Origin of the sequence: Oceanobacillus sp. CFH 90083, from assembly GCF_009389585.1 — a bacterium.
Lineage (GTDB): Bacteria > Bacillota > Bacilli > Bacillales > Amphibacillaceae > Oceanobacillus.
On sequence record NZ_VIYG01000002.1, the window covers coordinates 129,140 to 153,210 of the forward strand.

Sequence of the window (24,071 nt, forward strand, 5' to 3'; positions counted from 1 at the left end):
CTGCCTAGGAACATGAATGCTTCGCTATCGGGAACATGTCCATATCGATACCAATTTCTGAGATGATTGCAATCGCAGTAAAGATGTTATTTATGGACGGAACAGTTAGAAGCAAGTTGATTTCTTCCACAAGAGAAAGTATCAGTTTTTCATGATTCGATTTCCGTGCTTTGAGATCTTCATAATGTTGCTTAATAACAGCTAACTTTCCAGCTTGTTCCGGTGTGATAAACTCATCAATAGCAAGTTCTAAATCTGGGATCTTATCTTTCATCGATCCGTGAATAAGTGGTTCAATATCAAAATCGGTATCTATTCTATGGGTTTAAAAATTGTTTATCCCATTTGTTGTGGAATCGATGTCCACAAAACCTTTGTTGTTGCGTGTGTTGTTTCCACAAACAATAAAGGGGTTACTACTTACAAACGCCGTCGCTGTTCAACCTTTACCAAAGGGAATGGGCTGTCACAATGGCTTTGTGAAAATGACTGTAAAGATGTCTGTATGGAATCTACCGGGAAATACTGGATTCCGAGACTCCTTTCTAGAAAATATAGGAAATACACAGCATGGACTGATTGCCCAGCAATAAACGAGTTATGTTTATACAAAGATAAGTCTGCGTGCTCGAAGTCAAACTTATTTGTGCTTAAAAGGCAATCTACACATATATAAACGCTGTCACTTCGCTATCGAAATGGCCCACCTACCCCCAGGTGGTTTGTAGTTAACCGTGTATCCCTATAGTTCTAGAATAATAAAAAAAGCCCAAGGCGCAAGTTTATTTCATAGCGTTTTGTGCCTTGAGCATAGCGAAAGGAATGGTTATATAAATGAATGATTTCAAGATTCTTATAGCGCCTTCAGCAAGGGAATCCTTAGATAAATATGAAGAAGCTTACGGGGGTCATGTAGAAATTATTGGAAAAAGAACATTTCCAGATGGAGAATTTGTAATAAAAGTAGATTCAAATCTAGATGGCAATATTGTCTTTATAGTTCAAAGCGGTGTTCCAGACCAACATATGTGCTTATTTGAGGTCTTGCAAATAGCTGAGGTAGCGAAAACAAAAGGTGCTAAAGATATTGTGCTTGTATCACCGTATTTGTCATTCTCGAGACAAGATAGAAGAACTCATGAAGGGGAACCATTTACTCTCAAACTTATATGTGATTTATATCGAATGAATGGAATCAGTACCATTATTACTGTTGATGTACATAACATGTTTGCTTTTCGAAATATAGACATTAATATAATCAATATTGATCCTATTGATATATGGAGCCAATACTTCTCTCTCAAAGACTTAGAGACAGTTGTTTTATTATCACCTGACAATGGAGGAGGCAAGCGAATTAGTAATTATGCTCGCAGACTCGGAATACCCAGTGTGAGTTTAGATAAGAATAAGGACATCACGGGAAAGACTTGGTATACAGAAGCGAATGAAGATGTAATAAATCGTTTAAGAAAAAGAGATGTACTTATAATCGATGATTTGTGTTCTTCAGGTTCTACATTTATTCCTTTAGCAAATTTTCTTCTCAACTATCATCCCAAGAGTATTACATATGCAATAACTCATTTTTTTGGAGACGAAGAACATATTAAAAATCAAATTCATTCCCCAGTGAATATACTATTCTCTGACACTATACCTTCTAGAAAACATACTATTTCTGTATTCGAATTAATATCACAGCAAATAGATCTCTATAAAAAGGATGTGGCAAGATGATAAAAATAGCACCTTCTATTATGTGCGCTGATCTACTAGACATAAGAAAGGAATTAAGATTGGTAGAAAAAGCCGGGGCTGATTGGCTTCATGTTGATATAATGGATGGACATTTTGTTCCGAATTTTACATTCGGCTCTGATTTTGTGAAATCTCTTAGGGAGGAAACTTCATTAGTATTAGATGTTCACTTAATGTGTAGTAACCCTTATGACCACTTAGAAAGTCTATTAAGCACAAATATTGATCGTTTAACTATACACCCTGAAACAGTTACAGATTTTTATAGAATAGCGCATATTATCAAACCATATGATGTAGAACTAGGTGTAGCATTAAATCCACACATTTCCGTAGGGCATATTAGTGAAATCTTAAACATAATTGATTCTGTTACTGTAATGACAGTTACTCCTGGTTATACTGGAAAAGGTATGATTGAATCTTGTTTAGAAAAGGTTAAATCTCTTAGTGAACTTGAGTCTTTCCAGAAGAAGGATATAATTGTAGACGGAGGTGTTAAAACGCACAATTTTAATAAGTTAATTTCAGCAGGTGCTACAGTAGCAGTGTCAGGTACAGGAATATTCAATACATCAGATTACAAAGAAACTATTAATACTATGAAGAGTGCTTCTAATTTAATCTGAATAGGTGATTACTATAGAAAAAAAGGGTCATATATTAAACCTTATATCAATCTTGATGATGACAATCGGGCCTTTACTATCAAAATTTGGTGTATTAGAAATAAGCCCATCTAAGGCAGCTATCATAAATACTATTACGATTATATTAGCTACATATTGCTATGGCTTGATCTCCAAAAAAAGGACTAGATTTTATAAAGACAAAGAGATATTATTATTGGCAGTCTTTAATTCGTTAGGTGTAATATTTCTTTATCTAAGTACTAGCTTATTATCTCCTGTGGAGATAGGTTTTATCGGGAGATTTTATACTGTATTTGCGATAATTTTTTCCATATTTATTCTAAAAGAGCGTTTGACTAAGAGAGAATCTATATTCATACTAATCGCTGTAATAGGTATATTCTTGTTTGTTGAAACAGATGGAGTCCTGGGCGCAAACCTTATTGGTATAGTTTATGCGTTTCTCTATACTATGTTTTTTGCACTAGCCAATATTTACATCAAGAAGACTATGTCAGCTGAACGTGATTCGAACTCAATACTGTTTACTAACAACTGTGTGACTTTAATATTTGTAATCCTATTTGGTTTATTCTCTCAGGATTTATTCGATGGTCAATACTCATTAAATGGAATTAGTTTTATTGTCGTTTCTTCACTCCTTACTGGTTTTATAGGGACCTTGTTCTTATATGAAGCATTAAAATATTTAAGATTTGCAATAGCTAATACTATACGTGCATTTAGCCCGATTCTATTAGCTTTATTCTCGTATCCCTTCTTTCCAGTTGAAATAACAATACCAAAAATACTAGGAGCAGTGGTAATTCTGCTTTCCATATTTCTACTGACAACTAGTAAAGGTGAGGAATCAAAAGAAAAGAAAAAAGCCATGTAGAATTAAACCTTACATGGCTTCAGCTTGTAGAGAAAGTGGTGCATTTTTCTCTATAAGCTTTTTTATATCATCGAAATAATAAAGATAAAAGCTATATTTATTATGAAGAACCGAATCATGTACATTTCCCGGAGTGACAACTTTTTATCAAAATAACGTGTCCGTTAAAGTCATGGGAAGAGTAACTAGCATTTTTCAATTAATACAAAGTTGTCTACAAATCATTATTTTGTTAGCGATTGGTTTAATTATAGATTTAATATCTATACGACCTACGCTTGTGTTACTTGCTATTATTATATGATTATTTCTGCATGTGTCTTCTCAATATCAGTATTTAATCCGCAAAAAAAAGAGTTTTTATCAAGAAGATAACATCAACATATAAAATTATAATAACAACATTAATAATAGTGATTATGCTGTGTGACGAATCCATCTTTTGGTATTTTAAGTGAGCCAGCGATTAGTTGACGTTTGTCATCAGTATGACTAGATGAGCCACTTATTTGAAAACACTACACTTTTAACCTCAGTGTCAACAGCTTGGCCTTTACCACCGTGTCAATTCTTAGTGATCGTTGGAAGGGGTTGATGACGCCCCGGCAGCGAAACTTAGAATTGATTGTCCGTGGTATGATGCGGATAGAGCCATAAAAGTCTTCTTTTTTTTCTATCCGCTACAAAGTTCACTACCACGGATACAAACAAGGTCATGGGTGGTGGGATTGTTGCTATTTCAAGAATGAAACTACTAGATTAACTCCCATGGCTAAACTCTGTACATATGGTAAAAAGCTCCGCAAAAGGTGGTAAAAAAGACCGCACAAGTAGTAAAAATCATCCGCCGTACTCAACTATTATTAAAGCTCTTTTAAAATTGAAGGAAGGGAATGAGTATAAGGCTTCTGTAGACAGGTATGGCAGCTACGTGCTCCAGAATCCAAAATAAATGAAAACCCGGGACAATAATAAAGAGCCTCCCAATTTTGAAAGGCTCTCTCTGTATTATCTTTAATTAGTCTTTTTGCAATTGTTTAATTTCTTCTATATCCAAACCTGTTTTTCTGCAATAATTTCTGGTGAAAGAATTCCTAATAAATCCTTTGCAATTTTTATACGTTCTTGCTTTTGTGCTTGTTGTTGTGCTTCTTTTACCGCCTCTTTTTTTTCTTCTTCAAACGCTCTACCAACTTTTGTCATTTTTAACCACTCCTTTACTTGTTTAGCATAGGCTTCATTTATAAATTTATCCGTTGATGTTAAAATACCTGCAATAACTTGTACTTGTTGGTTATCATCCTGAATGTCTTTGGCAATCTCAATAGATTCATGAATTATATCATCACGATTTCTTTTACTTTTCATCAGGGGAAGTATGCTTAATTTGAATTCTTCTTGTGTTAATTGTTCCTTATCCCTTATTTTATTCTTTATTAATTCTAATGTTTCATCCCCGTTAAATTTATATAATAATACGGGTTCTGATTTGATTTTTAAATCACCTAAACTTAATTCATCTTTAGTGCTTGTAACGTCACTCGTATACACAACAACAATACGTATATTTTTAATCACTTTTTCTTCTTGAAAATACCTTTGGGACATTCTGTGTGCGTATCTGATATATTTCAAGTGATTTTCTATATAATTATTGTTACTTTCGTACTCTAACATTAATATAGAATCATCCTCAAGTTGAAAACTGTATCTGACCGTTTTTCATCTGCTGTTACTTCTGGAAATTCGTTTGGTAATAATTGTTTTATTCGAGGAAAGTTTTTAAACCCAAAAACTTCCAAAGATAAATTCCAACTCCAAAACAATATTTGTCAAACAAGGAACCTCGTCTTCTTTTAAATAAAAAATGACTCCTCACTATTTAAAATGAGAAGCCACTTTTTTATTTCAGTCTATACAAATTTTTACCCAATAGATCCTTCCATCTCGAAACTGATCAATCTATTCATCTCTACAGCATATTCCATTGGAAGTTCTTTCGTAAATGGTTCAATAAAGCCCATAACGATCATTTCCGTTGCTTCTTCTTCTGTTAAGCCGCGGCTCATCAGATAGAAGAGCTGTTCCTCAGATACCTTCGAAACTTTTGCTTCGTGCTCCAATGAAATATTGTCGTTCAAAATTTCATTGTATGGAATCGTATCTGAAGTGGATTCGTTATCCATAATCAGTGTATCACACTCAATATTGGAACGGGCTCCATCCGCTTTACGCCCAAAGTGTACTAAACCGCGGTAAGATACTTTCCCGCCTTGTTTAGAGATCGATTTAGAAACAATCGTTGAAGACGTATTAGGTGCCAAGTGATGCATTTTCGCACCGGCATCCTGTAATTGTCCTTTTCCAGCCAAAGCGATAGAAAGGGTATTTCCACGTGCGCCTTCTCCTTTTAGAAGGATAGCTGGGTATTTCATGGTTAATTTAGAGCCAATATTTCCGTCAATCCATTCCATTGTTGCGTTCGCATCACAGACTGCACGTTTGGTAACCAGGTTATAAACGTTATTTGCCCAGTTTTGAATCGTTGTATAACGGCAGTAGCCATCTTTTTTAACAATAATTTCTACCACGGCGCTGTGAAGGGAGTTTGTTGTATAAACAGGTGCTGTACAGCCTTCTACATAGTGTACAGATGCCCCTTCGTCGACAACAATCAGTGTCCGTTCAAACTGTCCCATATTTTCAGAGTTAATACGGAAGTAAGCTTGTAACGGTGTTGTTGCTTCCACACCTTTTGGCACATAGATAAATGAACCGCCGGACCATACTGCTGAGTTTAATGCAGCAAACTTATTATCTGAATAAGGAATAACTGTTCCAAAATACTCTTTAAATAAGTCTTCGTTTTCTTTCAACGCAGTATCTGTATCCTTAAAAATGATACCAAGCTCTTGAAGATCTTCTTTTAAGCTGTGGTAAACAACCTCTGATTCATACTGTGCAGATACACCGGCAAGATATTTTTGCTCTGCCTCCGGAATACCTAATTTGTCAAATGTCTGCTTGATTTCATCAGGTACTTCATCCCATGTTCTGCCTTGTTTCTCAGAAGGTTTTACATAATAAACAATCTCATCGAAGTCCAGCCCGGAAAGGTCGCCTCCCCATTGCGGCATTGGACGGCTGTAAAAATGCTCTAATGCCTTCAAACGATAATCAAGCATCCACTGCGGCTCTTCCTTCATTTTCGAAATTTCTTTAACGATATTTGGCGTTAATCCTTTTTCTGTACGGAAAATAGATACGTCTTTATCATGAAATCCATATTTATACTCTTCTATTTCTGGCATATTTTTTGCCATTGTTAATAACCTCCCTCTGACAGCATAAAAGCTTCTGTCTTATTCGTTGTGCACTCCCTTTTCCATCGCCTTCCAAGCAAGTGTTGCACATTTAATCCGTGCAGGAAATTTGGAAACTCCCTGAAGTGCTTCAATATCCCCCATGTCCTCTGTATCGATGTCTTCTCCTAACATCATTTCAGAGAACATTTCTGACATTTCAAGCGCTGCTTCTACTTCCAGTCCCTTAATCGCCTGTGTCATCATGGATGCGGATGCCATACTGATGGAACAGCCTTCTCCCTGGAATTTCGCATCCTTTACAATGCCATCCTGGATGTCTAATTGTAATTGAATACGATCCCCGCAGGTCGGGTTATTCATATCCACTGTCACAGAGCCCTCTTCTAATGTTCCTCTGTTACGCGGATTTTTATAATGGTCCATAATAACTTGTCTATAAAGTGTATCGAGGTTATTCAAAGCCATTCCCAAAATACTCCTTTGTCTTTAACAGCCCAGCAACTAAAAGATCAATATCCTCTTTTGTATTATAGAGATAGAAACTTGCTCTGGCTGTTGCTGTTACATCCAGCCATTTCATCAACGGCTGTGCACAGTGATGTCCGGCCCGGACAGCGATACCTTCCGCATCCAGAACGGTCGCTGTATCATGCGGGTGTACATCATCCAGATTAAAGGTAACCAGCCCAGCCCGTTTCTGAGGTCCATAAATCCGGATACCATCGATTGTTTGCATCTGCTCTAACGCATAGGCTGCCAGCTCTGTCTCGTGAGCCAGTATTTCATCTTGACCGATTTCCTTGAGAAAGTCGATTGCTGCTGCAAGCCCGACCGCTCCAGCAATGATCGGTGTACCGCCTTCGAATTTCCAAGGCAGCTCCTTCCAGGTTGAATCATATAGGTTCACAAAATCAATCATCTCTCCGCCAAATTCAATCGGCTCCATGTTTTCCAAAAGCTCCTGCTTTCCGTAAAGCACACCGATGCCTGTCGGCGCACACATTTTATGACCGGAGAAAGCGTAGAAATCACAATCAATATCCTGCACATCCACCTGAATATGCGGAGCTCCCTGTGCACCATCGACAACCATAACAGCATCATGCTGGTGGGCAATTTCAGTTATTTCTTTGATTGGATTAATTGTTCCAAGAACATTGGAAACATGTGTTATTGCAACAATTTTTGTCTTTTCATTCATCGTATTCTTTACGTCATCAAGTAAAATCGTTCCATCTTCCTGTAATGGCAGATATACTAAACGAGCTCCAGTGGCTTTAGCAGCCTGCTGCCAGGGAATCAAATTACTATGATGCTCCATTGGTGTGATTACTATTTCATCCTCCGGACCAACATTGGCTCTTGCATAGCTTGATGCTACCAGATTAAGTCCCGTTGTTGTACCCCGGTTAAAGATAATTTCTTTTGTGCTCTTCGCATGGATAAACTCCCGTACCTTTTCACGTGCGCCTTCATACTGATCCGTTGCTCTGGATCCAAGGGTATGCACCCCGCGGTGAACGTTGGAATTATGAAGCCTATAGTATTCATTTACCGCCTCAATCACCTGAACCGGCTTTTGCGAGGTTGCAGAAGAATCCAAATATACTAAGGGATGCTCGTTAACTTCCTGGTGAAGAATTGGAAATTGTTCTTTAATGGCCTTGATATCCATTAATTAACTTTCCTTTCAATCACTTGTGTTAATTGCTTGCGTACAGATTCAATCGGAATCTGAGATACCACTGGAGCTAAGAAACCATGAATAACTAGACGTTCTGCTTCTTCCTGTTCCAGCCCTCTGCTCATCAGATAGTACATTTGCAATGGATCAACACGACCTACGGAAGCTGCGTGGCCTGCTGTTACATCATCCTCATCAATAAGAAGAATTGGATTGGCATCTCCACGTGATTTTTCACTCAGCATTAATACACGGGACTCTTGCTCAGAGTTCGATTTGGTACCACCGTGTTCAATTTTACCGATAGCATTAAAGATCGTGGTAGCAGCACCTTTCATCACTCCACGCTGCAAGATATAAGCATCTGTTTGTTTACCAAACTGGCGGATACTTGATGTGAAGTTTTGTGTTTGCTTTCCACGGCCGACAGAAACAGCTTTTGCTTCTGAAGTTGCGTTATCACCTAATAGGTAAGTAATGTTCTCAGAAACCGTATTTCCGTCGTTCATTTGACCAAGTGCCCAGTTAATCTGTGCATCACGCTGACCGACGCCGCGACGGTTCACATACGTTGTTGTACCTGCTGCAAAATTATCTACTGCACCATAAGCAACCTGTGCATTATCATGAGCAAATACTTCCGTGACAAGGTTAGCAACAGTTTCTTCTGTGTCATTATGAGAAATATAGTTCTCTACATAGGTTACAGAGCTTCCTTCTTCTGCTACAACAAGTACATGATTTAATAGCGCACTGTCTGTATCTTCCTGCCAGAAGATTGCCTGAAGAGGCTCTTCTATTTGGACATTCTTCGGAACATAAACAAATACCCCGCCGTTCATAAGTGCTGCATGCAGGGCTGTTAAACGGTTCTGATCAACAGCAACGGCATCATTCATATAATACTTTTCAACAAGATCGCTATGCTCTTGCATTGCTGTAAAAATATCTGTGAAAATAACACCTTTATCCTGAAGCTCCTGTGATAAGCTGTTATATGCAGCTGTTTGATTACGCTGAATATATAAATTTTCCATACTCGCATCTTTATCAAAGTATGCTTTCAATTCCTCAGGCAGTTCATCAAGGGAAGCAATTGTAGCTGCTTCTTTATAAGAATGCTGGAAATCAGTAAAGTTCCAGTTTGTAATTTTTGTTTTATCCGGCTTTGGCATTTCTAATGAATCAGCTACTTCCAAAGCTTTTGAACGAAGCGTAGCCATCCAGCCGGGTTCATTGCGTTCTTTGGAAAATGCTTGAATATATTCTTGATTGAATGGAAGCTTTGTTTCTACAGTCATGATTGTCCCTCCTTACATTACGCTTTTTGTTCTGCAGTTTCTTCGTCTTCAATTCCCAGTTCTTCTTTAATCCACTCGTAACCTTCTGCTTCCAGGCGTTTTGCAAGCTCCGGACCGCCGGATTTCACAACGCGGCCTTGCATCATAACGTGTACGAAGTCAGGTGTAATGTAGTTTAACAGACGTTGGTAGTGTGTAATAATTAAGCATCCAAAATCATCCGAACGCATTTGGTTGATTCCTTTTGATACAACCTTTAATGCATCGATATCCAGCCCTGAATCAATTTCGTCAAGGATAGCGATATTTGGCTGTAATTGTAATAATTGCAGGATTTCGTTACGTTTTTTCTCCCCACCCGAGAAGCCTTCATTCAGGTAACGTGTTGCCATATTCTGATCAATGTCAAGATAGTCTAAATCCTGATCCAGTTTTTTGATGAATTTCATTAACGGAATTTCATCGCCTTCCTCACGGCGTGCATTGATGGCAGAACGTAAGAAATCAGAAGTTGTCACTCCGCTGATTTCACTTGGATACTGCATTGCTAAAAATAGACCGGCGCGGGCACGTTCGTCTACTTCCATTTCCAATACATCTTCCCCGTCAAGTGTAATGGTTCCTTCTGTTACTTCATATTTCGGGTGTCCCATAATAGCAGATGCCAATGTAGATTTCCCTGTACCATTCGGCCCCATGACTGCGTGGAATTCTCCACCTTTAATGGTTAGGTCTACCCCTTTTAATATCTCCTTGTCTTCAATCGATACATGAAGATTCTTAATTTCTAATACTGAGCCTGACATAAATCATACCTCCAAAACTTTATTTTAAATGAAATGAATATTATAGAGGATGTTCAAAAATCTGATAGAATGAAACAGCAGATATATCCCTCATTTTTGAACACATACTAATATATCCATTCTCAATTTATTCTCATTACAATCTTAAAGCATTTCAAATTAATTCGCAACTGTTATTGTCCGTCTTTAAAAGCTTTAAAATATAGCTGTGGACATTTAAAAAGCTGATGTCCCCCGACACCAGCTTCTGTTATTTTTTATCTAAAACCTCCAAGGTTTACCCCGGATGAAATCATTTTTGCGTTCTGATATTCCTGTTCTCTTTCTTGTTCCACTCTTAATTTTTTATCTAAGCTTCTGTCATATTCCTCGTAATTAACGCCTCTTGATTGACCCATCGCCTTATCCATTTCCGAAGTGTAGCTTAAACCATTCTCAGTGGTAATAATAAATCATCCTTTCGGTTTGTTTAACACAATAAATATGCTAACACAGGTATGATTCCCGCTCAAAATCGATTTAAACGTATATTTTCGGATAATTTATGAAAATCTTTGGCTATGGGTGGATAAAGTCTCATATTCTTAATATTCTTCTTAAATGCTCTTTAATCCAAAGGTACTGGCGTTGGAATAACTGCTCCATCATATGTTTCTAACATAAAATCTTGAATATCCTGAGATTGCAATACCTCGACCAGTCTATTTAACGCTTCATTATCAGCATCTTCAGAACGTACTGCAATGACATTTAAATATTCTGATTGCTCATCCTCAATAAATAAAGCATCCTTTAATGGACTTAATCCAGCTTCAATGGCATAGTTTGTATTAATAACAACCAATGCATCCGCTTCATTATTATAGTTCTCCGGCAAGAATTCCGGAGCCACATCTGGATGGAATGACAAATCTTGAGGGTTGTCTACAATATCATCGATGGTAGCAGATGATTTCTCTACGCTCTCATCCAATGTAATCAATCCATTTTCTTCAAATAAAGATAAAATTCTGCCCTGATCTGTAATTGAGTTGCTCAAAACGACTTCGGTTCCATCTGGAATATCATCAATACTTGCAATATCTTGTGAGTAAACACCAATTGGCTCTACATGAATGTTACCAATCGATTCAATTTCATAGCCGGTATCTTCTACAGCCTGATCAAGATAAGGCTGATGCTGAAAATAATTCGCATCTAAAGTTCCATTTTCTAAATCATCATTCGGTAAAACATACTCTTGATATGTTTCAATATTTAATATAATACCTTCTTCTTCTAAAATGGGCTGTACTTCTTCCAGAATCTCAGCATGTGGAACACTGGAAGCGCCTACTGTAATTTCTGTTGTTTCTGCACTGTCTTTATCGGAATTATCCGTATCTCCTCCGTTATTCGTATCATCATTGCTTCCACATGCTGCTAATAGGAAAATCAAACTTGCTGCCATTAAAAACCAAAGTTTCTTCATTTGTTACGCCCCTTTTTTGTTTTTTATTATGTGAATCAAGTAAACCTTGACTAGCACCCTGTTGAAATTTAGCGTTTATCCAGCTTCCTTGTAATAGCATCTCCAATAAATTGGAAGATGAATACAATCAATACAATAATCACTGTACAAACGAAGACAACATCCCAGCTTCTTCGCTGGAAACCAAAATAAAAAGCATAGTTTCCTAAGCCTCCTGCTCCAATCGCTCCTGCCATCGCTGTATAACCAATTAATGCAATAGCTGTAACGGTCAATCCCGATACAAGTGCTGGTTTCGATTCCGGAAGCAGCACTTTAAAAATAATCGTACTTGCTTTGGCTCCCATCGCTTTTGCTGCTTCTACAACACCTTTATCCACTTCCTTCAACGCAATTTCTACAAGCCTTGCATAGAACGGAGCACTTCCCAAAATTAAAGCTGGTAAAGCAGCGGTTGGTCCACGTATGGTTCCTACTACTAAATTTGTAAACGGAAATAATAACAGAATTAAAATAATAAAAGGAATCGCCCGGAATATATTTACCAATGCAGCTGCAATAAAGTTAACCGGTTTATTCTCCCAAAAATTCCCTTTTGCAGTTAAAAACAACAGTAACCCGAGCAGTAATCCAAGAATAGTCGTCCCCACCATGGCAACAGCCGTCATATAAACCGTTTCTTGTGATGCTTCTATCAAATCGTCTACTACTACGTTTGGAAATAATTCCTCAAGCATGCTGAATTACCTCCAATTCAATAACATCTTGTTCTTCCAGATATTTTATCGCCTGCTCCTGCTGCTCTCCTATCAGCTGGACAATTAACGTTCCATAGCTGCCAGCCTGTGTTTGGGTAATTTTCCCCTGCAGGATATTAACATGAATATCAAAGCTCTTTACAAGCTGGCTGATAACAGTCTGGTCGGCACTTTCCCCTAAAAATTGAATACGTAATAACGCGCCATCACGGTATCTTTCCTTCAACTCTGTGATGTCTTCCTCTTCATCTGATCCAGTCAGCTGTTCGACAAACCTTTGCGTCACCTGCTGCTGTGGTCTGGTAAAGACATCAATTACCTTTCCTTCTTCTACCACCTTTCCCAGCTCCATCACGGCAACCCGATTACAAATTTTGCGAATGACATGCATCTCATGTGTAATTAAAATAATCGTTAATCCCAATTTCTCATTAATATCCTGCAATAAACGCAGGATTTGATTGGTTGTTTCTGGATCAAGTGCAGAAGTCGCCTCATCACAAAGTAAAACCTTAGGCGAATTTGCCAGTGCCCTTGCAATTCCGACCCTTTGCTTCTGTCCGCCGCTTAACTGTGCCGGATAAGCTTTTTCCTTTCCGGACAGCCCAACTAATTCAATCAATTCCAGGACACGTTTTTTCCGTTTGCTTTTCTCTACGCCCGAAATTTCAAGCGGAAATTCAATATTTTCAGCAACCGTCCGGGACCAGAGTAAATTAAAATGCTGGAACACCATGCCAATGTCCTGCCTGGCTATACGTAAAGCCTTTTTTGATAAGGAAGTAATCACCTGATCGCCGATTTTTATCATACCCGCCGATGGCTCCTCCAGTCTGTTGATTAAACGGACAAATGTACTTTTCCCAGCACCGCTGTATCCAATCACCCCATAAATATCTCCATCCTCTACATGAAGACTGACATTATCCACAGCGATAACATCTTTTTTATTTAAAGAGAATACCTTTTTCAATCCTTCAATGGATATCAATTTATTTCACTCCTATGTGTGTACATGCTTTATCCTTTATTGTATCCCGCTATTTTATACCCGGAAATAATCAATTCAAAAACGCCTTTCTGAAAGAGAACAGAAAGACGCCCAAAATACATTATATCGCCCATTGTCCCCTTATCTTTCAAATTACCTGCAGGAGTTGGCACCTTTTCAATGATTGAAGGTTGCCGCGGTTTCAAAGGGCCAGTCCCTCCACCGCTCTAGATAAGAGTTTTTATATTTTACTAATCATGTAATGCTATCATAGTAGCATGCGGCTAATGCATTGTCAATCAAAATCCCTACAAATTCACTGGGTTTTGGAAGCCTGCGCTGAAAACAAAACATTTAACCATTTATTGCAGTAAACAGCTCCGGTCTATATTTCATTAAATATTGATAAATATTGGCAGTCGATTGTAGTGTATACACTTTCTCCAAGACTTTCCCTTCTTCCATAACAGCAAGACATGGTACACTTTCAATCTGATGATATTGCATAAAATCAGGGTGCATGGAAGCGTTCATTTCCGTAAAAATATTCTCATTATGCAATCTTTCTATCTTTTCAAGCATAGCTCGTGCTACCGTACATGTTCCGCAAAATGGAGTATAAATATATAGGATAAGCCGATGATGATTCATTTCTGCTTCATTAAATTGTTTCAATTTTATTCCCCTCAATCTTCTTTCTTTTCATAAAATGAAAATTCCCCTCCCAAAACGTTAAAGAATTGGAATTGATAAATAAAATTCTTGCTTTATTTTAACGTTTTAAGCTACCATTTTGCAAGATAATCAAGGTCTATTCCGATTCGTTTGCCTGCCAGAATACTTGCCAGAGCTTTCTTTGGTGTGGCGGCAACCTCACGAAATTCACTGCTTACATAAATATGCTCTGCGTGTGGTAATTCTCTCGCCAGCTGCTTCCTGAGCTTCATTCCTGAATCATCCTCGTCTACAAGGATAAATACCTCTGTCTCATCTAAATGATAATGCTCTAACAGCTCTTCAAATTTTCCAACGCCTATGGTTCCATTTGTACAAACAATGGTGATGGTATTATCGTCAAGAATTTTTTCTAAATGCTTTTTATCAGATAACCCTTCAACGATTATGACTTTATTGTAATCATCTTCCATCATCGTTTTGCACTCCTTATCGCAGCAAATAGGCTGAACATCCTTTAACATCATCCGATAACCGGGGATGTTCAAAAAGTTCAATTGATCGTACTTTTTGAACATGCACTAATATGCTTTTTCTATATTATATGAAAAGAAAAGAGCTAACTATACACGAATGTGGAAAAGTTAGCCCTTTTTCACCTTTTTTAGAGCCTTTTTAAAAAATCCAGATAAAGAACCTGTCCTTTTCATTGTTTCTCGCAGTGTAAGCAGGCTGTAAGACTCCCACTTCAAGCATTGAGGAGAATCAAAAATTTTGAGTAGGGGTCTAACAGCAATAACGGTCCGATTGGTTCTAGGCCTTAGGGAGACCGTTTTTTTGGTCATATCTCTTAGGCGCATGCCCTTGTGAAACTATCATTCTCAGGGGATGACCCCCCTTCACTGAATGAAGTTTCACTTTATAAAAAATAGGTGCAATGTTTATATTATTCTTCTATAAATTCCTGGTATGCTTCCGCATCTAATAACTTCTCTAAGTCATCTTCATTCTCGAGCTCTACAACAATCATCCATGCTTTTTCATGCGGTGATTCATTCACAAGCTCTGGACTGTCCTCCAGCTCCTCGTTCACTTCGACTACTTTCCCGCTTACCGGAGCATATAGCTCAGATACCGTTTTAACAGATTCTACACTTCCAAATGGCTCTTCCAGCTCAATCGAATCTCCAACTTCCGGTAATTCCACAAAAACAATATCACCCAGCTCATCTTGTGCAAAGTCTGTTATCCCAATACGAACTTTTCCATCTTCTTGTTTTACCCATTCATGTTCTTTTGAATATAAATAATCCTTTGGCAAGCTCATTTCGTATCCCTCCAACAAATCTTTATTTCTCTTTAACTATACATGGAAGTTTGTTTAAATTCTAGCACTTCCTTATTTCCAGACAGATTCATATGTGTCTTCTTTAAATCCGACCGTCACTTGCTTCCCATCTGTTAAAAGCGGTCTTTTGATCAGCATACCGTCAGAAGCTAAAATCTCTGCCATTTCCTGAGGGGATAAATCATTTATTTTTTCTTTCAGATTCAGTTCACGATATTTTTTACCGCTTGTATTAAAAAATTTCTTTGCCGGCAAATCGCTTGTTTCCATCCAAGCTAGCAGCTCGCTTGCACTTGGGGGTTCTTCAACAATATGAATTGCCTGATAATCTATTTGGTTTTCATCCAGCCATTTTTTCGCATTTCGGCAAGTACCGCATTTGGGATACCAATAAAAAGATAATGTCATGATTATTCCTCCACTCTTACTGCTGTTCTTCTTTAGTCGGCCCCATTACACCAGGCACCTGTAGTCCAGCCTGTCTAAGCAGCACAGTCATTTGACCACGGTGATGAATTTGATGGCTTACGAGCATACGCAAAATACTTCCTTTCGGTGCAGGACCGCCAAAGTCAGCCACTTCATTTACGAAAGCTTCATCAGAAAGTTCTTCCTTTACTTTCTCTACAACGCTTTTTGAGATGACCTCATAAGCTTCTAAAATCTCACTTGCTTTTGTTGGAACATTGTCCGGGTCATACGCAGATTTTAAATCTATTCCAACTAAACTCATGAAGAAAACCGGGCTGTTTACTAAATGCCAGCCCAGCCAGCCAAGACTGTTATGACCTTCTACAATAGATTGATCCAGTTTATCGTCCTCTAAAGCGTTTAAGACAGCTTTTGTTCCATCGGCAGACTGTGACCATTCTGCTAAAAAATCATTTACAGTTCGATACATACTTGCCCCTCCCTAATTTGTTGTTTCCTTTTATTTAGCGTACCACGAAACTTTAGCTTTAATCCAATATATTGAATTATTTTTGCTAAAATTTCAGGCCGTTTTTAGATAGTTTAAAATGACAGGTCAATTAGTTATTAGGTACAATAATGAATAGATTTATGCTAGATGTAAACTAAAGAAAGGAACCTATGTGAATGACATTAAAAGCTTTCCAGAATAAGTGCGCTGCCATTGCAGAAAATAAGACATTTACAAATATCATTATTGGACTGATTTTACTAAATGCTATTATTGTAGGTTTAGAAACATATCCCGTCATTAACCAGCGCTATACGGATTACCTTTATTGGGCGGATGTTGTACTGCTTTCTATTTTTACCATTGAAATTATTATCCGGATCATCGGCAGCTCCTCACTTGTCCATTTTTTCAAAAACCCATGGAATATATTTGATTTTGTTATTGTAACTGCCAGTATTCTATTTGTTGGTTCTAATTATGTGATTGTTCTGCGTATTTTTAGAATACTGCGGGTGCTTCGGGCCATTTCGATTATTCCTTCGTTGCGAAAAATGGTCAATGCACTGCTATTAACGATTCCCTCAATGGGAAATATCATGATTTTGCTGGCCATTTTCTTTTACATGTATGCCGTTATTGGTACCATGCTATTTCAGTCCATTGCTCCAGACCATTTCGGGTCGCTTCATCGGACCTTACTGACATTATTCCAGATTCTTACCCTTGATTCCTGGGCAACCGGAGTGATGTATCCTATTTTAGAAGAAACAAGAATAGCCTTAATCTACTTTCTTTCATTTATCCTGATCGGTGCATTTGTCATTGTTAATTTATTTGTCGGAGTTATCGTAAATAATGTAGAAGAAGCAAATCGGGAGAACCAGCCTACGCCGACTGATTTAAAACTGGAAGCAATGGAGAATGAGCTGAAGGAAATCAAAGCTTTGTTAAAAGAAAGAGATACAAAGTGAACCAAATACATCCGTTTTATCATTATGAATTGAGTTAGACTTAAGAAATGTCTATTGATTTTTTCATTTGTAAAATTATCTAATAAAATACTAGATTTAGAGGGGATTAACGTGAAACAAATCGAAGCAATCTTTTTAGATCGAGATGGAACAATTGGCGGGGATGATAAGGTTCACTATCCTGGTAAATTTGAACTTTTTCCATATGTAGAAGAGGAAATCAAGCGATTAAAAAAAGACAATATAAAAATCTTCTCTTTTACAAATCAGCCTGGAATTTCAAAAGGGTTAGCCCAAAGAAAGGATTTCGTACAGGAATTAAAAGGTTTTGGTTTCAATGATGTATATATCTGTCCGCACAGACATGATGAAGGATGTTCTTGCAGAAAACCGAATGCAGGTATGTTAATGGAAGCACAGCAAAAACATGAATTGATGCTTGAAAACTGCGTCGTTATAGGTGATCGATGGAGTGATATAGTTGCTGCAACCAAGGTGGGATGTATTAAAATTCTGGTGCAAACTGGGGCTGGAAAATCTGCACTAAATGAACATTTTGATAAATTAAATGATGTTCACATTGATTATATAGCCAATGATTTTCAAGACGCTATAAGTTGGGTGTACAGTAATTTCACTATAAGCAATGCTTATAACTCAAACAGAAAATGATTAAACTTTATTCCAAAGTTGGAAAACTTGGTTGTCATCAGGATTTTAGATGACAATTCTAGTTGGGACCGCGATTACTCGCCCCATCAAAACCGTTGCACTTATGCAGCCGAAAGTTTGGGAAAGTTTAAACTTTCTTAACTGCCAAAAGAGATTGTCGTAAAATGCATATTATACATTTTACGACAATCTCTTTTCAATTTATCAGACAATATATTTTTCTTCTTCAATAATCTTCGCTGCAATTTCACGTTTCTTTTTAACCACATTGATTGGCGTATATCTGGTCAGCTTACGTAAGGAGGACAGCATCACACGCAAGGTATCTCCTTCTTCGGCTGTGATTAGAATTTCTTTGGCTGCCGCTTCCATTCTGTTAAATGCTTCCTGTACATACACTTCTGTATACAATAATTTTTGCTGTGCCTTTTCTAATCCTGCCTTCGAAATAGCTTTTTCTGTTCGCAGAATGGCTGACTCCATATTAAATACTTCCGCTGTCATATCTGCTAATCTGACGAGAATTTCCTGTTCACGGTCTAATTTTTTGCCATATTTCTGCGCTGCTAAACCTGCCCCCAGTAAGATTAGTTTTTTCGCATTCTTTAATAAATATTTTTCTTGATCTAAAGCCTCTGTGCCTACTTCCTCTGGCATCATCATCATTAATTCTTCCTGCAGCCCTTGTGCTTTTGTCAGCAGCGGCAGCTCCCCTTTTAACGCTTTTTTCAATAGCGTTCCTGGTACAAGCAGGCGGTTGATTTCATTTGTTCCTTCAAAAATACGGTTAATACGTGAATCACGATAAATGCGCTCTACTTCATATTCTTGCATAAAACCGTATCCGCCATGGAGCTGAACTGCTTCATCTACGGCATAATCCAGTAATTCGGAAACCGTAAATTTCGCCATGGAACATTCAATTTGATATTCAGCAATTGCTCTGGCCACTTCACGCCCATCCTGCAGCTGTTCATCGGATAAGGAACCCATCCGCTGTTCAAATAATCCAACAATGCGATAAACAGCACTTTCATTTGCATAAAGTTTCGAAGCAATCGTTGCCAGTTTTTCTTGTGTCAGCGAAAAGCTTGAAATTGGTGTTTGAAATTGCTTGCGCTCATTTGCATATTTCACGGCTAATTCTAGCGTACGCTTGGATGCTCCTATTCCCCCGACAGCCAGCTTATAACGGCCGACATTCAAAATATTAAAAGCAATCACATGTCCGCGGCCTTTTTCTCCAAGCAGATTTTCTACCGGTACTTCTGCATCTTCTAAGACCAGTGTTCTTGTAGAAGAGCTTTTGATTCCCATTTTCTTCTCTTCCGGGCCAGTGGATACACCCGGGTATTCTCTTTCCACAATAAAGGCGCTGAAATGCTCACCGTCAATTTTAGCGTAGACGATAAAGACATCCGCAAAAGCAGAGTTGGTGATCCACTGCTTTTCGCCATTTAAAATATAATGCGTGCCGGCTTCGTTTAGTTTGGCTGTTGCTTTTGCTCCAAGTGCATCAGACCCCGAACTCGGCTCTGTCAGTGCATACGCAGCAATCAACTCGCCGGTTGCTAATTTAGGAAGATATTTTTCTTTCTGCTCTTCATTTCCAAAGAAAACGATCGGCAGCGAACCGATTCCAACATGTGCGCCATGCGTAATAGAGAAACCGCCTGCGCGGGAAAACTTCTCAGCAATTAACGAAGAGCTGATTTTATCCAATGCCAGACCGCCATATGCTTCTGGAACATCCGCACCTAATAAACCTAATTCTCCGGCTTTTTTCAGCAAATCAACGGAATGCTCAAATTCTTGATTTTCCAGATTATCTATTTTAGGAACGACTTCTCCCAATACAAAATCCTCCGTTGTTTTCGCAATCATCTTGTGTTCATCTGTAAAATCTTCCGGTGTAATCATATCTTCTGCTGTAATATCCTCGACTAAAAAACCGCCGCCCTTAAATAATCTTTCTTTTGTTTCACTCATCATAAATTCCCCTTTTCAAATAGATTATAGAAGTTCAAATACTCCAGCTGCTCCCATACCGCCGCCAATACACATCGTTACAATTCCAAATTGTTCGTTTCTCCGCTTCATTTCATGCATTAAGCTGACTGTCAGCTTTGTTCCTGTACAGCCGAGCGGATGCCCTAACGCAATCGCTCCACCATTTACATTCACTTTATCTGCATCCAGATCTAATGCCCTGATCACCCGGAGTGCCTGTGATGCGAAAGCTTCATTTAATTCAATCAAGCCGATATCAGAAAGTTCGAGCCCAGCCATCTTCACAGCCTTGGGGATAGCCTCCACCGGACCGACTCCCATAATTTCCGGCGCCACGCCAGCTACAGCGAAGGAACGGAATTTCAAAATTGGCGTTAGCCCTTCCTCCTCTGCTTTTTCTTTATCCATTAATAGAACGGAAGCGGCTCCATCGCTCATTTGGGAAGCATTTCCGGCCGTTACGCTTCCTTTTATATGAAAGGCCGGGCGTAGTGTACGTAATGTCTCTATATTCGTTCCCGCACGTACACCCTCATCCATGTCAAAGAAAAAGGATTTTTCTTCAATTTTGTTATTCTTTCCGACAAAGCGCTCTTTCACTTCGACAGGAACAATTTCATCCTTAAACAGACCTTTCTCGATTGCCTTGGCAGCACGCGCATGACTCTGTACGGCAAAGGCATCCTGATCGTCTCTGGAAATGTCAAAGCGATTTGCCACTTCCTCTGCTGTATGCCCCATATTCATATAGTATTTCGGTGCATTGGCAACCAAGGTTGGATTGGGTTTAATGACATGCCCGCCCATTGGAATCATTGACATTGACTCTGCCCCGCCGGCAATAATTGCATCTGCTGCACCAACCATAATCCGTTCCGCACCATAAGCAATCGTTTGTAACCCTGACGCACAGTAGCGATTTACCGTAATGCCCGGCACGTCATGGCTTAAACCAGCCAGTCCGGCAATATTCCGTGCCATATTCATCCCTTGCTCTGCTTCCGGCATTGCACATCCAATAATCACGTCATCTATCGGACCTTGATAATTACCAGCTCTTTTCAAGGTTTCTTTTACAGTAAGCGCCGCCAAATCATCTGGTCTGACATCCTTTAATGATCCTTTATTTGCTTTTCCTACCGGTGTCCTGACACCAGCTACTATCACTGCTTCCTTCACGGACGTATCCTCCTTTAAATGCGTTTTCCTTTTTAGATGTCAATTACGTAATGGCTTTCCTTTTACGAGCATATGCTGCATTCGCTGCTGTGTCAGCGGTTCTGTAATCAGGCTTAAGAATGCTTCTCTTTCTAAATCCAGCATGACCTGCTCATCAATCTCTGCCCCCTCTTTTATTCTTCCGCCCGACAATACATAAGCAAGCTTTTCCGCAATTTTCAAATCATGCTCCGAAGCATAGCCGCTGTAATATAACGATTTAGCTCCCATCACCATTGCTGCATAGCCTGCTTCTCCGACAACCGGAATCTTTTCCCGGGCAGGCTTCTCATATCCTTCATTGAATAGAGACAATACACGTTTTTTTGCATCATAGAGAACATGATCCGGATTCTTGCTGATACGGTCATTTTTATTCAGATAACCGTTTTCCATTGCTTCTTTTGCAGAGGTTGATACTTTTGCCGTTGCTACTTTTTCAAACACATCATTGGCAACCTTGGTTAAATCAACAGACACACCTTCAGGGAGATTACGGAGCTCTTTTAAATAAAGCTCTTTTGTGCCTCCGCCTCCAGGGATAAGTCCGACACCAAACTCGACCAGCCCCATATAAGTTTCTGGTGAAGCCTGAATCGCAGCAGCCGGCAAGGATACCTCTGCACCGCCGCCTAATGTCATATTAAATGGCGCAATAACCACTGGTTTGTCGGCATATTTAATATTCATCGTCATAGATTGAAATTGACGGATAACCAAATCTAATTCAAAGATATTATCATCCTGGGCTTCCATCAGCATCATCGCTAAATTGGCCCCGACACAGAAATTTTTTCCCTGATTGCCAATCACAAGTCCTTTGTAATTTTTATTTACTTCTTCAATGGACTTATTGACCATCTGGATAATATCAAGTCCAATTGCATTACTTCTTGAATGGAATTCTAATAAGGCAACGCCATCACCAATATCGATCAGACTCGCACCAGTATTTTTCTTAATAACTCCTTTTTGTTCCTTGATTGCAGCCAGAGATATTTCTTTTTTATTTACTTCCTTTTGTTGATAAGCATCTTCATGGAAGAAGTAAGTATCTCCCTTTTCCTGTTTATAGAAGGTTTCATTTCCTTCCTCCAGCATATCCAGCACCCAGCTTGGCACAGCTGCATTTTCATCCTGGATACGTTCGACTGCTTCACTTACCCCGATAGCATCCCAGATTTCAAAAGGGCCTAATTCCCAGCCAAATCCCCATTTCATTGCATCATCAATCGAAACAACATCATCCGCAATTTCTCCGACTAAATCAGCAGAATACAATAATACGGGCTTCATAATGGACCAGATAAAATCGGCAGCTTTATCCCCTTTTTGATTTACAAACGCTTTCATTTTCCTATTTAAGCCTTTTTCCTGTTTAGCTAATTCGACAGCAGTTGTTTTCAATTTCTTTCTTTCCTGATATTCCAGTGTATGTGGATTCAATTCTACAATCGTTCTATCCTTTTTCTTTTCGTAGAATCCTTTTCCGCTTTTCGCGCCAATCCAGCCTTTTTCAATCATTTGCTTTAAAAAGTCCGGAACTGTAAAAATTTCCTTCTCTTTCGGATCGGATACATGATCGTAAACATTATTGGCGACATGATAAAATGTATCAATACCTACTACATCCAGTGTGCGGAATGTTGCACTTTTTGGTCTGCCAATCAATGGACCCGTAATCGAATCTACTTCTCCGACACTTAAGTTCTGTTTTTCCATTTCCTGTAACGTTACTAAAAGCCCATAGGTTCCAATCCGGTTCGCAATAAAGTTTGGTGTATCCTTCGCTTCAACAACCCCTTTACCTAATACGTCTTCTCCAAAAGTCTTCATAAAAGAAAGCACTTCAGCTTTTGTTTTTTCTGTCGGAATAACCTCTAGTAATTTCAGATAACGCGGCGGATTAAAAAAGTGCGTACCTAAAAAATGCTCCTGCATATCTTCTGAGGAATCAGCAATCATTGCTTCCACAGAAATTCCTGATGTATTGGAACTAATAATCGTTCCTTCCCTGCGATGTGCATCGACTTTTTTAAACAGCTCTTTTTTCGCTTCCAGATTCTCGACAATTACCTCAACAATCCAATCTGCCTTTGCCAGCAACGCTAAATCATCCTCTAAATTAGCAACACGAATCAGATCTAAGCTTTTTTTAGATGTAATTGGCGATGGCTTTTGTTTTATCAGCTTCTGTTTACTTTCACTTCCAATCCGATTCCTGACCTCTTTGTCTGCTAATGTAAGTCCTTGTTTTTTTTCTTTCTCTGTCAAGGAATCTGGCACTCTGTCAAACATCGTTACGAATAAACCTGCATTCGCTAAATGAGCGGCGATACCAGAACCCATCACTCCCGAACCTATTACTGCAACATTTTTAATGGAATATGTCATTTCGCAATCCTCCAGCCTTTCTTGAATGAATACTCATTCATTTTTAAGCCAAAAAATAAAGATATTGGCATATCGAATATCTTACGTTACTTATACTATAACGGATTATTTATTTTTTCGCAATATATTTAACGACTTTTTGTAAGGGGTTTCAAATTATTGCTATATTGTTACATGTAGTCCATCTGTGGACTGCAAAAAAAAAAGACACCGTGCCCCCTCATTCC

The 24,071-nt window shown here is 38.6% G+C and carries 24 protein-coding genes and 1 riboswitch; of the genes, 5 read left to right on the forward strand and 19 right to left on the reverse strand.

All coding sequences use genetic code 11. From position 1 onward, the window contains the following. Positions 1 to 4: 4 nt before the first annotated feature. Entirely contained in the window at positions 5 to 274 is a 270-nt protein-coding gene (locus FLK20_RS21825; RefSeq protein WP_227994841.1) for a hypothetical protein, read from the reverse strand. Between the two features lie 560 nt (positions 275 to 834). Between FLK20_RS21825 and prs the strand changes: the two genes are divergently transcribed. From prs to FLK20_RS03185, 3 genes are read left to right on the forward strand one after another with little or no spacing between them, the layout of a single operon-like run. Beyond that, complete coding sequence (gene prs / locus FLK20_RS03175; RefSeq protein WP_152655115.1) at positions 835 to 1,743, forward strand: ribose-phosphate diphosphokinase; 909 nt, start codon at positions 835 to 837, stop codon at positions 1,741 to 1,743. After that, positions 1,740 to 2,393 (forward strand): ribulose-phosphate 3-epimerase, encoded by a 654-nt coding sequence (locus tag FLK20_RS03180; protein WP_152655116.1) that lies wholly within the window; start codon positions 1,740 to 1,742, stop codon positions 2,391 to 2,393. Before prs ends, FLK20_RS03180 begins: the two co-directional genes overlap by 4 nt. Positions 2,394 to 2,397: 4 nt before the next feature. Beyond that, complete coding sequence (locus FLK20_RS03185) at positions 2,398 to 3,294, forward strand: DMT family transporter (protein ID WP_227994842.1); 897 nt, start codon at positions 2,398 to 2,400, stop codon at positions 3,292 to 3,294. Between the two features lie 1,047 nt (positions 3,295 to 4,341). Here FLK20_RS03185 and FLK20_RS03190 read toward each other — a convergent pair. From FLK20_RS03190 to FLK20_RS03255, 15 genes are all read right to left on the reverse strand, one after another. After that, positions 4,342 to 4,971: a transcriptional regulator gene (locus FLK20_RS03190; protein ID WP_152655117.1), complete on the reverse strand. Its 630-nt coding sequence runs from the start codon at positions 4,969 to 4,971 to the stop codon at positions 4,342 to 4,344. A 248-nt stretch (positions 4,972 to 5,219) separates the two neighbouring features. After that, positions 5,220 to 6,617, reverse strand: a complete 1,398-nt coding sequence (gene sufB, locus FLK20_RS03195; protein WP_152655118.1) for a Fe-S cluster assembly protein SufB — start codon at positions 6,615 to 6,617, stop codon at positions 5,220 to 5,222. A 39-nt stretch (positions 6,618 to 6,656) separates the two neighbouring features. Next, on the reverse strand, positions 6,657 to 7,085 hold the full coding sequence (sufU, locus tag FLK20_RS03200) for a Fe-S cluster assembly sulfur transfer protein SufU (protein ID WP_152655119.1): 429 nt from the start codon (positions 7,083 to 7,085) through the stop codon (positions 6,657 to 6,659). Further along, positions 7,072 to 8,295, reverse strand: coding sequence for a cysteine desulfurase (locus FLK20_RS03205; protein WP_152655120.1), 1,224 nt, complete (start codon positions 8,293 to 8,295; stop codon positions 7,072 to 7,074). Before FLK20_RS03205 ends, sufU begins: the two co-directional genes overlap by 14 nt. Next, positions 8,295 to 9,605, reverse strand: a complete 1,311-nt coding sequence (gene sufD, locus FLK20_RS03210; RefSeq protein ID WP_152655121.1) for a Fe-S cluster assembly protein SufD — start codon at positions 9,603 to 9,605, stop codon at positions 8,295 to 8,297. Before sufD ends, FLK20_RS03205 begins: the two co-directional genes overlap by 1 nt. A 17-nt stretch (positions 9,606 to 9,622) precedes the next feature. Next, on the reverse strand, positions 9,623 to 10,411 hold the full coding sequence (sufC, locus tag FLK20_RS03215) for a Fe-S cluster assembly ATPase SufC (protein WP_152655122.1): 789 nt from the start codon (positions 10,409 to 10,411) through the stop codon (positions 9,623 to 9,625). A 257-nt stretch (positions 10,412 to 10,668) separates the two neighbouring features. Next, positions 10,669 to 10,809, reverse strand: coding sequence for a YuzK family famiily protein (locus tag FLK20_RS21515; RefSeq protein WP_194165527.1), 141 nt, complete (start codon positions 10,807 to 10,809; stop codon positions 10,669 to 10,671). Between the two features lie 209 nt (positions 10,810 to 11,018). Next, positions 11,019 to 11,882, reverse strand: coding sequence for a MetQ/NlpA family ABC transporter substrate-binding protein (locus FLK20_RS03220; RefSeq protein WP_152655123.1), 864 nt, complete (start codon positions 11,880 to 11,882; stop codon positions 11,019 to 11,021). 68 nt (positions 11,883 to 11,950) lie between these two features. Continuing rightward, entirely contained in the window at positions 11,951 to 12,619 is a 669-nt protein-coding gene (locus FLK20_RS03225) for a methionine ABC transporter permease (RefSeq protein WP_152655124.1), read from the reverse strand. Continuing rightward, positions 12,612 to 13,631 carry a methionine ABC transporter ATP-binding protein gene (locus FLK20_RS03230; RefSeq protein WP_152655125.1) on the reverse strand — a complete coding sequence of 340 codons (1,020 nt, stop codon included), beginning with the start codon at positions 13,629 to 13,631 and terminating at the stop codon, positions 12,612 to 12,614. The genes FLK20_RS03225 and FLK20_RS03230 overlap by 8 nt, the downstream gene beginning before the upstream one ends. Positions 13,632 to 13,769: 138 nt before the next feature. Continuing rightward, a riboswitch (SAM riboswitch) is annotated at positions 13,770 to 13,869 on the reverse strand. 116 nt (positions 13,870 to 13,985) lie between these two features. Next, on the reverse strand, positions 13,986 to 14,306 hold the full coding sequence (locus tag FLK20_RS03235; RefSeq protein WP_152655126.1) for a thioredoxin family protein: 321 nt from the start codon (positions 14,304 to 14,306) through the stop codon (positions 13,986 to 13,988). A 110-nt stretch (positions 14,307 to 14,416) separates the two neighbouring features. Next, positions 14,417 to 14,782, reverse strand: coding sequence for a toprim domain-containing protein (locus tag FLK20_RS03240; RefSeq protein WP_152655127.1), 366 nt, complete (start codon positions 14,780 to 14,782; stop codon positions 14,417 to 14,419). 470 nt (positions 14,783 to 15,252) lie between these two features. Beyond that, positions 15,253 to 15,633: a glycine cleavage system protein GcvH gene (gene gcvH / locus FLK20_RS03245; protein WP_152655128.1), complete on the reverse strand. Its 381-nt coding sequence runs from the start codon at positions 15,631 to 15,633 to the stop codon at positions 15,253 to 15,255. Between the two features lie 72 nt (positions 15,634 to 15,705). Next, positions 15,706 to 16,062, reverse strand: a complete 357-nt coding sequence (locus FLK20_RS03250; RefSeq protein ID WP_152655129.1) for an arsenate reductase family protein — start codon at positions 16,060 to 16,062, stop codon at positions 15,706 to 15,708. A gap of 16 nt (positions 16,063 to 16,078) precedes the next feature. Beyond that, positions 16,079 to 16,555, reverse strand: coding sequence for a DinB family protein (locus tag FLK20_RS03255; RefSeq protein ID WP_152655130.1), 477 nt, complete (start codon positions 16,553 to 16,555; stop codon positions 16,079 to 16,081). 197 nt (positions 16,556 to 16,752) lie between these two features. On the opposite strand from FLK20_RS03255, the gene FLK20_RS03260 reads away from it, so the two are divergent. Next, on the forward strand, positions 16,753 to 17,550 hold the full coding sequence (locus tag FLK20_RS03260) for an ion transporter (RefSeq protein WP_152655131.1): 798 nt from the start codon (positions 16,753 to 16,755) through the stop codon (positions 17,548 to 17,550). Between the two features lie 105 nt (positions 17,551 to 17,655). After that, complete coding sequence (locus FLK20_RS03265; protein ID WP_370453162.1) at positions 17,656 to 18,222, forward strand: HAD-IIIA family hydrolase; 567 nt, start codon at positions 17,656 to 17,658, stop codon at positions 18,220 to 18,222. Positions 18,223 to 18,426: 204 nt separating this feature from the next. Here FLK20_RS03265 and FLK20_RS03270 read toward each other — a convergent pair whose 3' ends face one another. Genes FLK20_RS03270 through FLK20_RS03280 form a run of 3 tightly spaced genes read right to left on the reverse strand, consistent with a single transcriptional unit; the run spans position 18,427 to position 23,844 of the window. Beyond that, on the reverse strand, positions 18,427 to 20,211 hold the full coding sequence (locus FLK20_RS03270; RefSeq protein ID WP_152655133.1) for an acyl-CoA dehydrogenase family protein: 1,785 nt from the start codon (positions 20,209 to 20,211) through the stop codon (positions 18,427 to 18,429). 24 nt (positions 20,212 to 20,235) lie between these two features. Beyond that, entirely contained in the window at positions 20,236 to 21,411 is a 1,176-nt protein-coding gene (locus FLK20_RS03275) for an acetyl-CoA C-acetyltransferase (protein WP_152655134.1), read from the reverse strand. A gap of 39 nt (positions 21,412 to 21,450) precedes the next feature. Continuing rightward, entirely contained in the window at positions 21,451 to 23,844 is a 2,394-nt protein-coding gene (locus FLK20_RS03280; protein WP_152655135.1) for a 3-hydroxyacyl-CoA dehydrogenase/enoyl-CoA hydratase family protein, read from the reverse strand. Between the last annotated feature and the right edge of the window lie 227 nt (positions 23,845 to 24,071).

Bases quoted from the DNA above. Each gene is read 5' to 3' on its own strand.
- FLK20_RS03260 (WP_152655131.1), top strand. From the start codon at position 16,753: ATGACATTAAAAGCTTTCCAGAATAAGTGCGCTGCCATTGCAGAAAAT.
- FLK20_RS03180 (WP_152655116.1), top strand. From the start codon at position 1,740: ATGATAAAAATAGCACCTTCTATTATGTGCGCTGATCTACTAGACATA.
- sufD (WP_152655121.1), bottom strand. From the start codon at position 9,605: ATGACTGTAGAAACAAAGCTTCCATTCAATCAAGAATATATTCAAGCA.
- FLK20_RS03225 (WP_152655124.1), bottom strand. From the start codon at position 12,619: ATGCTTGAGGAATTATTTCCAAACGTAGTAGTAGACGATTTGATAGAA.
- FLK20_RS03220 (WP_152655123.1), bottom strand. From the start codon at position 11,882: ATGAAGAAACTTTGGTTTTTAATGGCAGCAAGTTTGATTTTCCTATTA.
- FLK20_RS03280 (WP_152655135.1), bottom strand. From the start codon at position 23,844: ATGACATATTCCATTAAAAATGTTGCAGTAATAGGTTCGGGAGTGATG.
- FLK20_RS03255 (WP_152655130.1), bottom strand. From the start codon at position 16,555: ATGTATCGAACTGTAAATGATTTTTTAGCAGAATGGTCACAGTCTGCC.
- prs (WP_152655115.1), top strand. From the start codon at position 835: ATGAATGATTTCAAGATTCTTATAGCGCCTTCAGCAAGGGAATCCTTA.
- FLK20_RS03270 (WP_152655133.1), bottom strand. From the start codon at position 20,211: ATGAGTGAAACAAAAGAAAGATTATTTAAGGGCGGCGGTTTTTTAGTC.
- sufU (WP_152655119.1), bottom strand. From the start codon at position 7,085: ATGGCTTTGAATAACCTCGATACACTTTATAGACAAGTTATTATGGAC.
- gcvH (WP_152655128.1), bottom strand. From the start codon at position 15,633: ATGAGCTTGCCAAAGGATTATTTATATTCAAAAGAACATGAATGGGTA.
- sufC (WP_152655122.1), bottom strand. From the start codon at position 10,411: ATGTCAGGCTCAGTATTAGAAATTAAGAATCTTCATGTATCGATTGAA.
- FLK20_RS03205 (WP_152655120.1), bottom strand. From the start codon at position 8,295: ATGGATATCAAGGCCATTAAAGAACAATTTCCAATTCTTCACCAGGAA.
- FLK20_RS03240 (WP_152655127.1), bottom strand. From the start codon at position 14,782: ATGATGGAAGATGATTACAATAAAGTCATAATCGTTGAAGGGTTATCT.
- FLK20_RS03250 (WP_152655129.1), bottom strand. From the start codon at position 16,062: ATGACATTATCTTTTTATTGGTATCCCAAATGCGGTACTTGCCGAAAT.
- FLK20_RS03190 (WP_152655117.1), bottom strand. From the start codon at position 4,971: ATGTTAGAGTACGAAAGTAACAATAATTATATAGAAAATCACTTGAAA.
- FLK20_RS21825 (WP_227994841.1), bottom strand. From the start codon at position 274: ATGAAAGATAAGATCCCAGATTTAGAACTTGCTATTGATGAGTTTATC.
- FLK20_RS21515 (WP_194165527.1), bottom strand. From the start codon at position 10,809: ATGGGTCAATCAAGAGGCGTTAATTACGAGGAATATGACAGAAGCTTA.
- sufB (WP_152655118.1), bottom strand. From the start codon at position 6,617: ATGGCAAAAAATATGCCAGAAATAGAAGAGTATAAATATGGATTTCAT.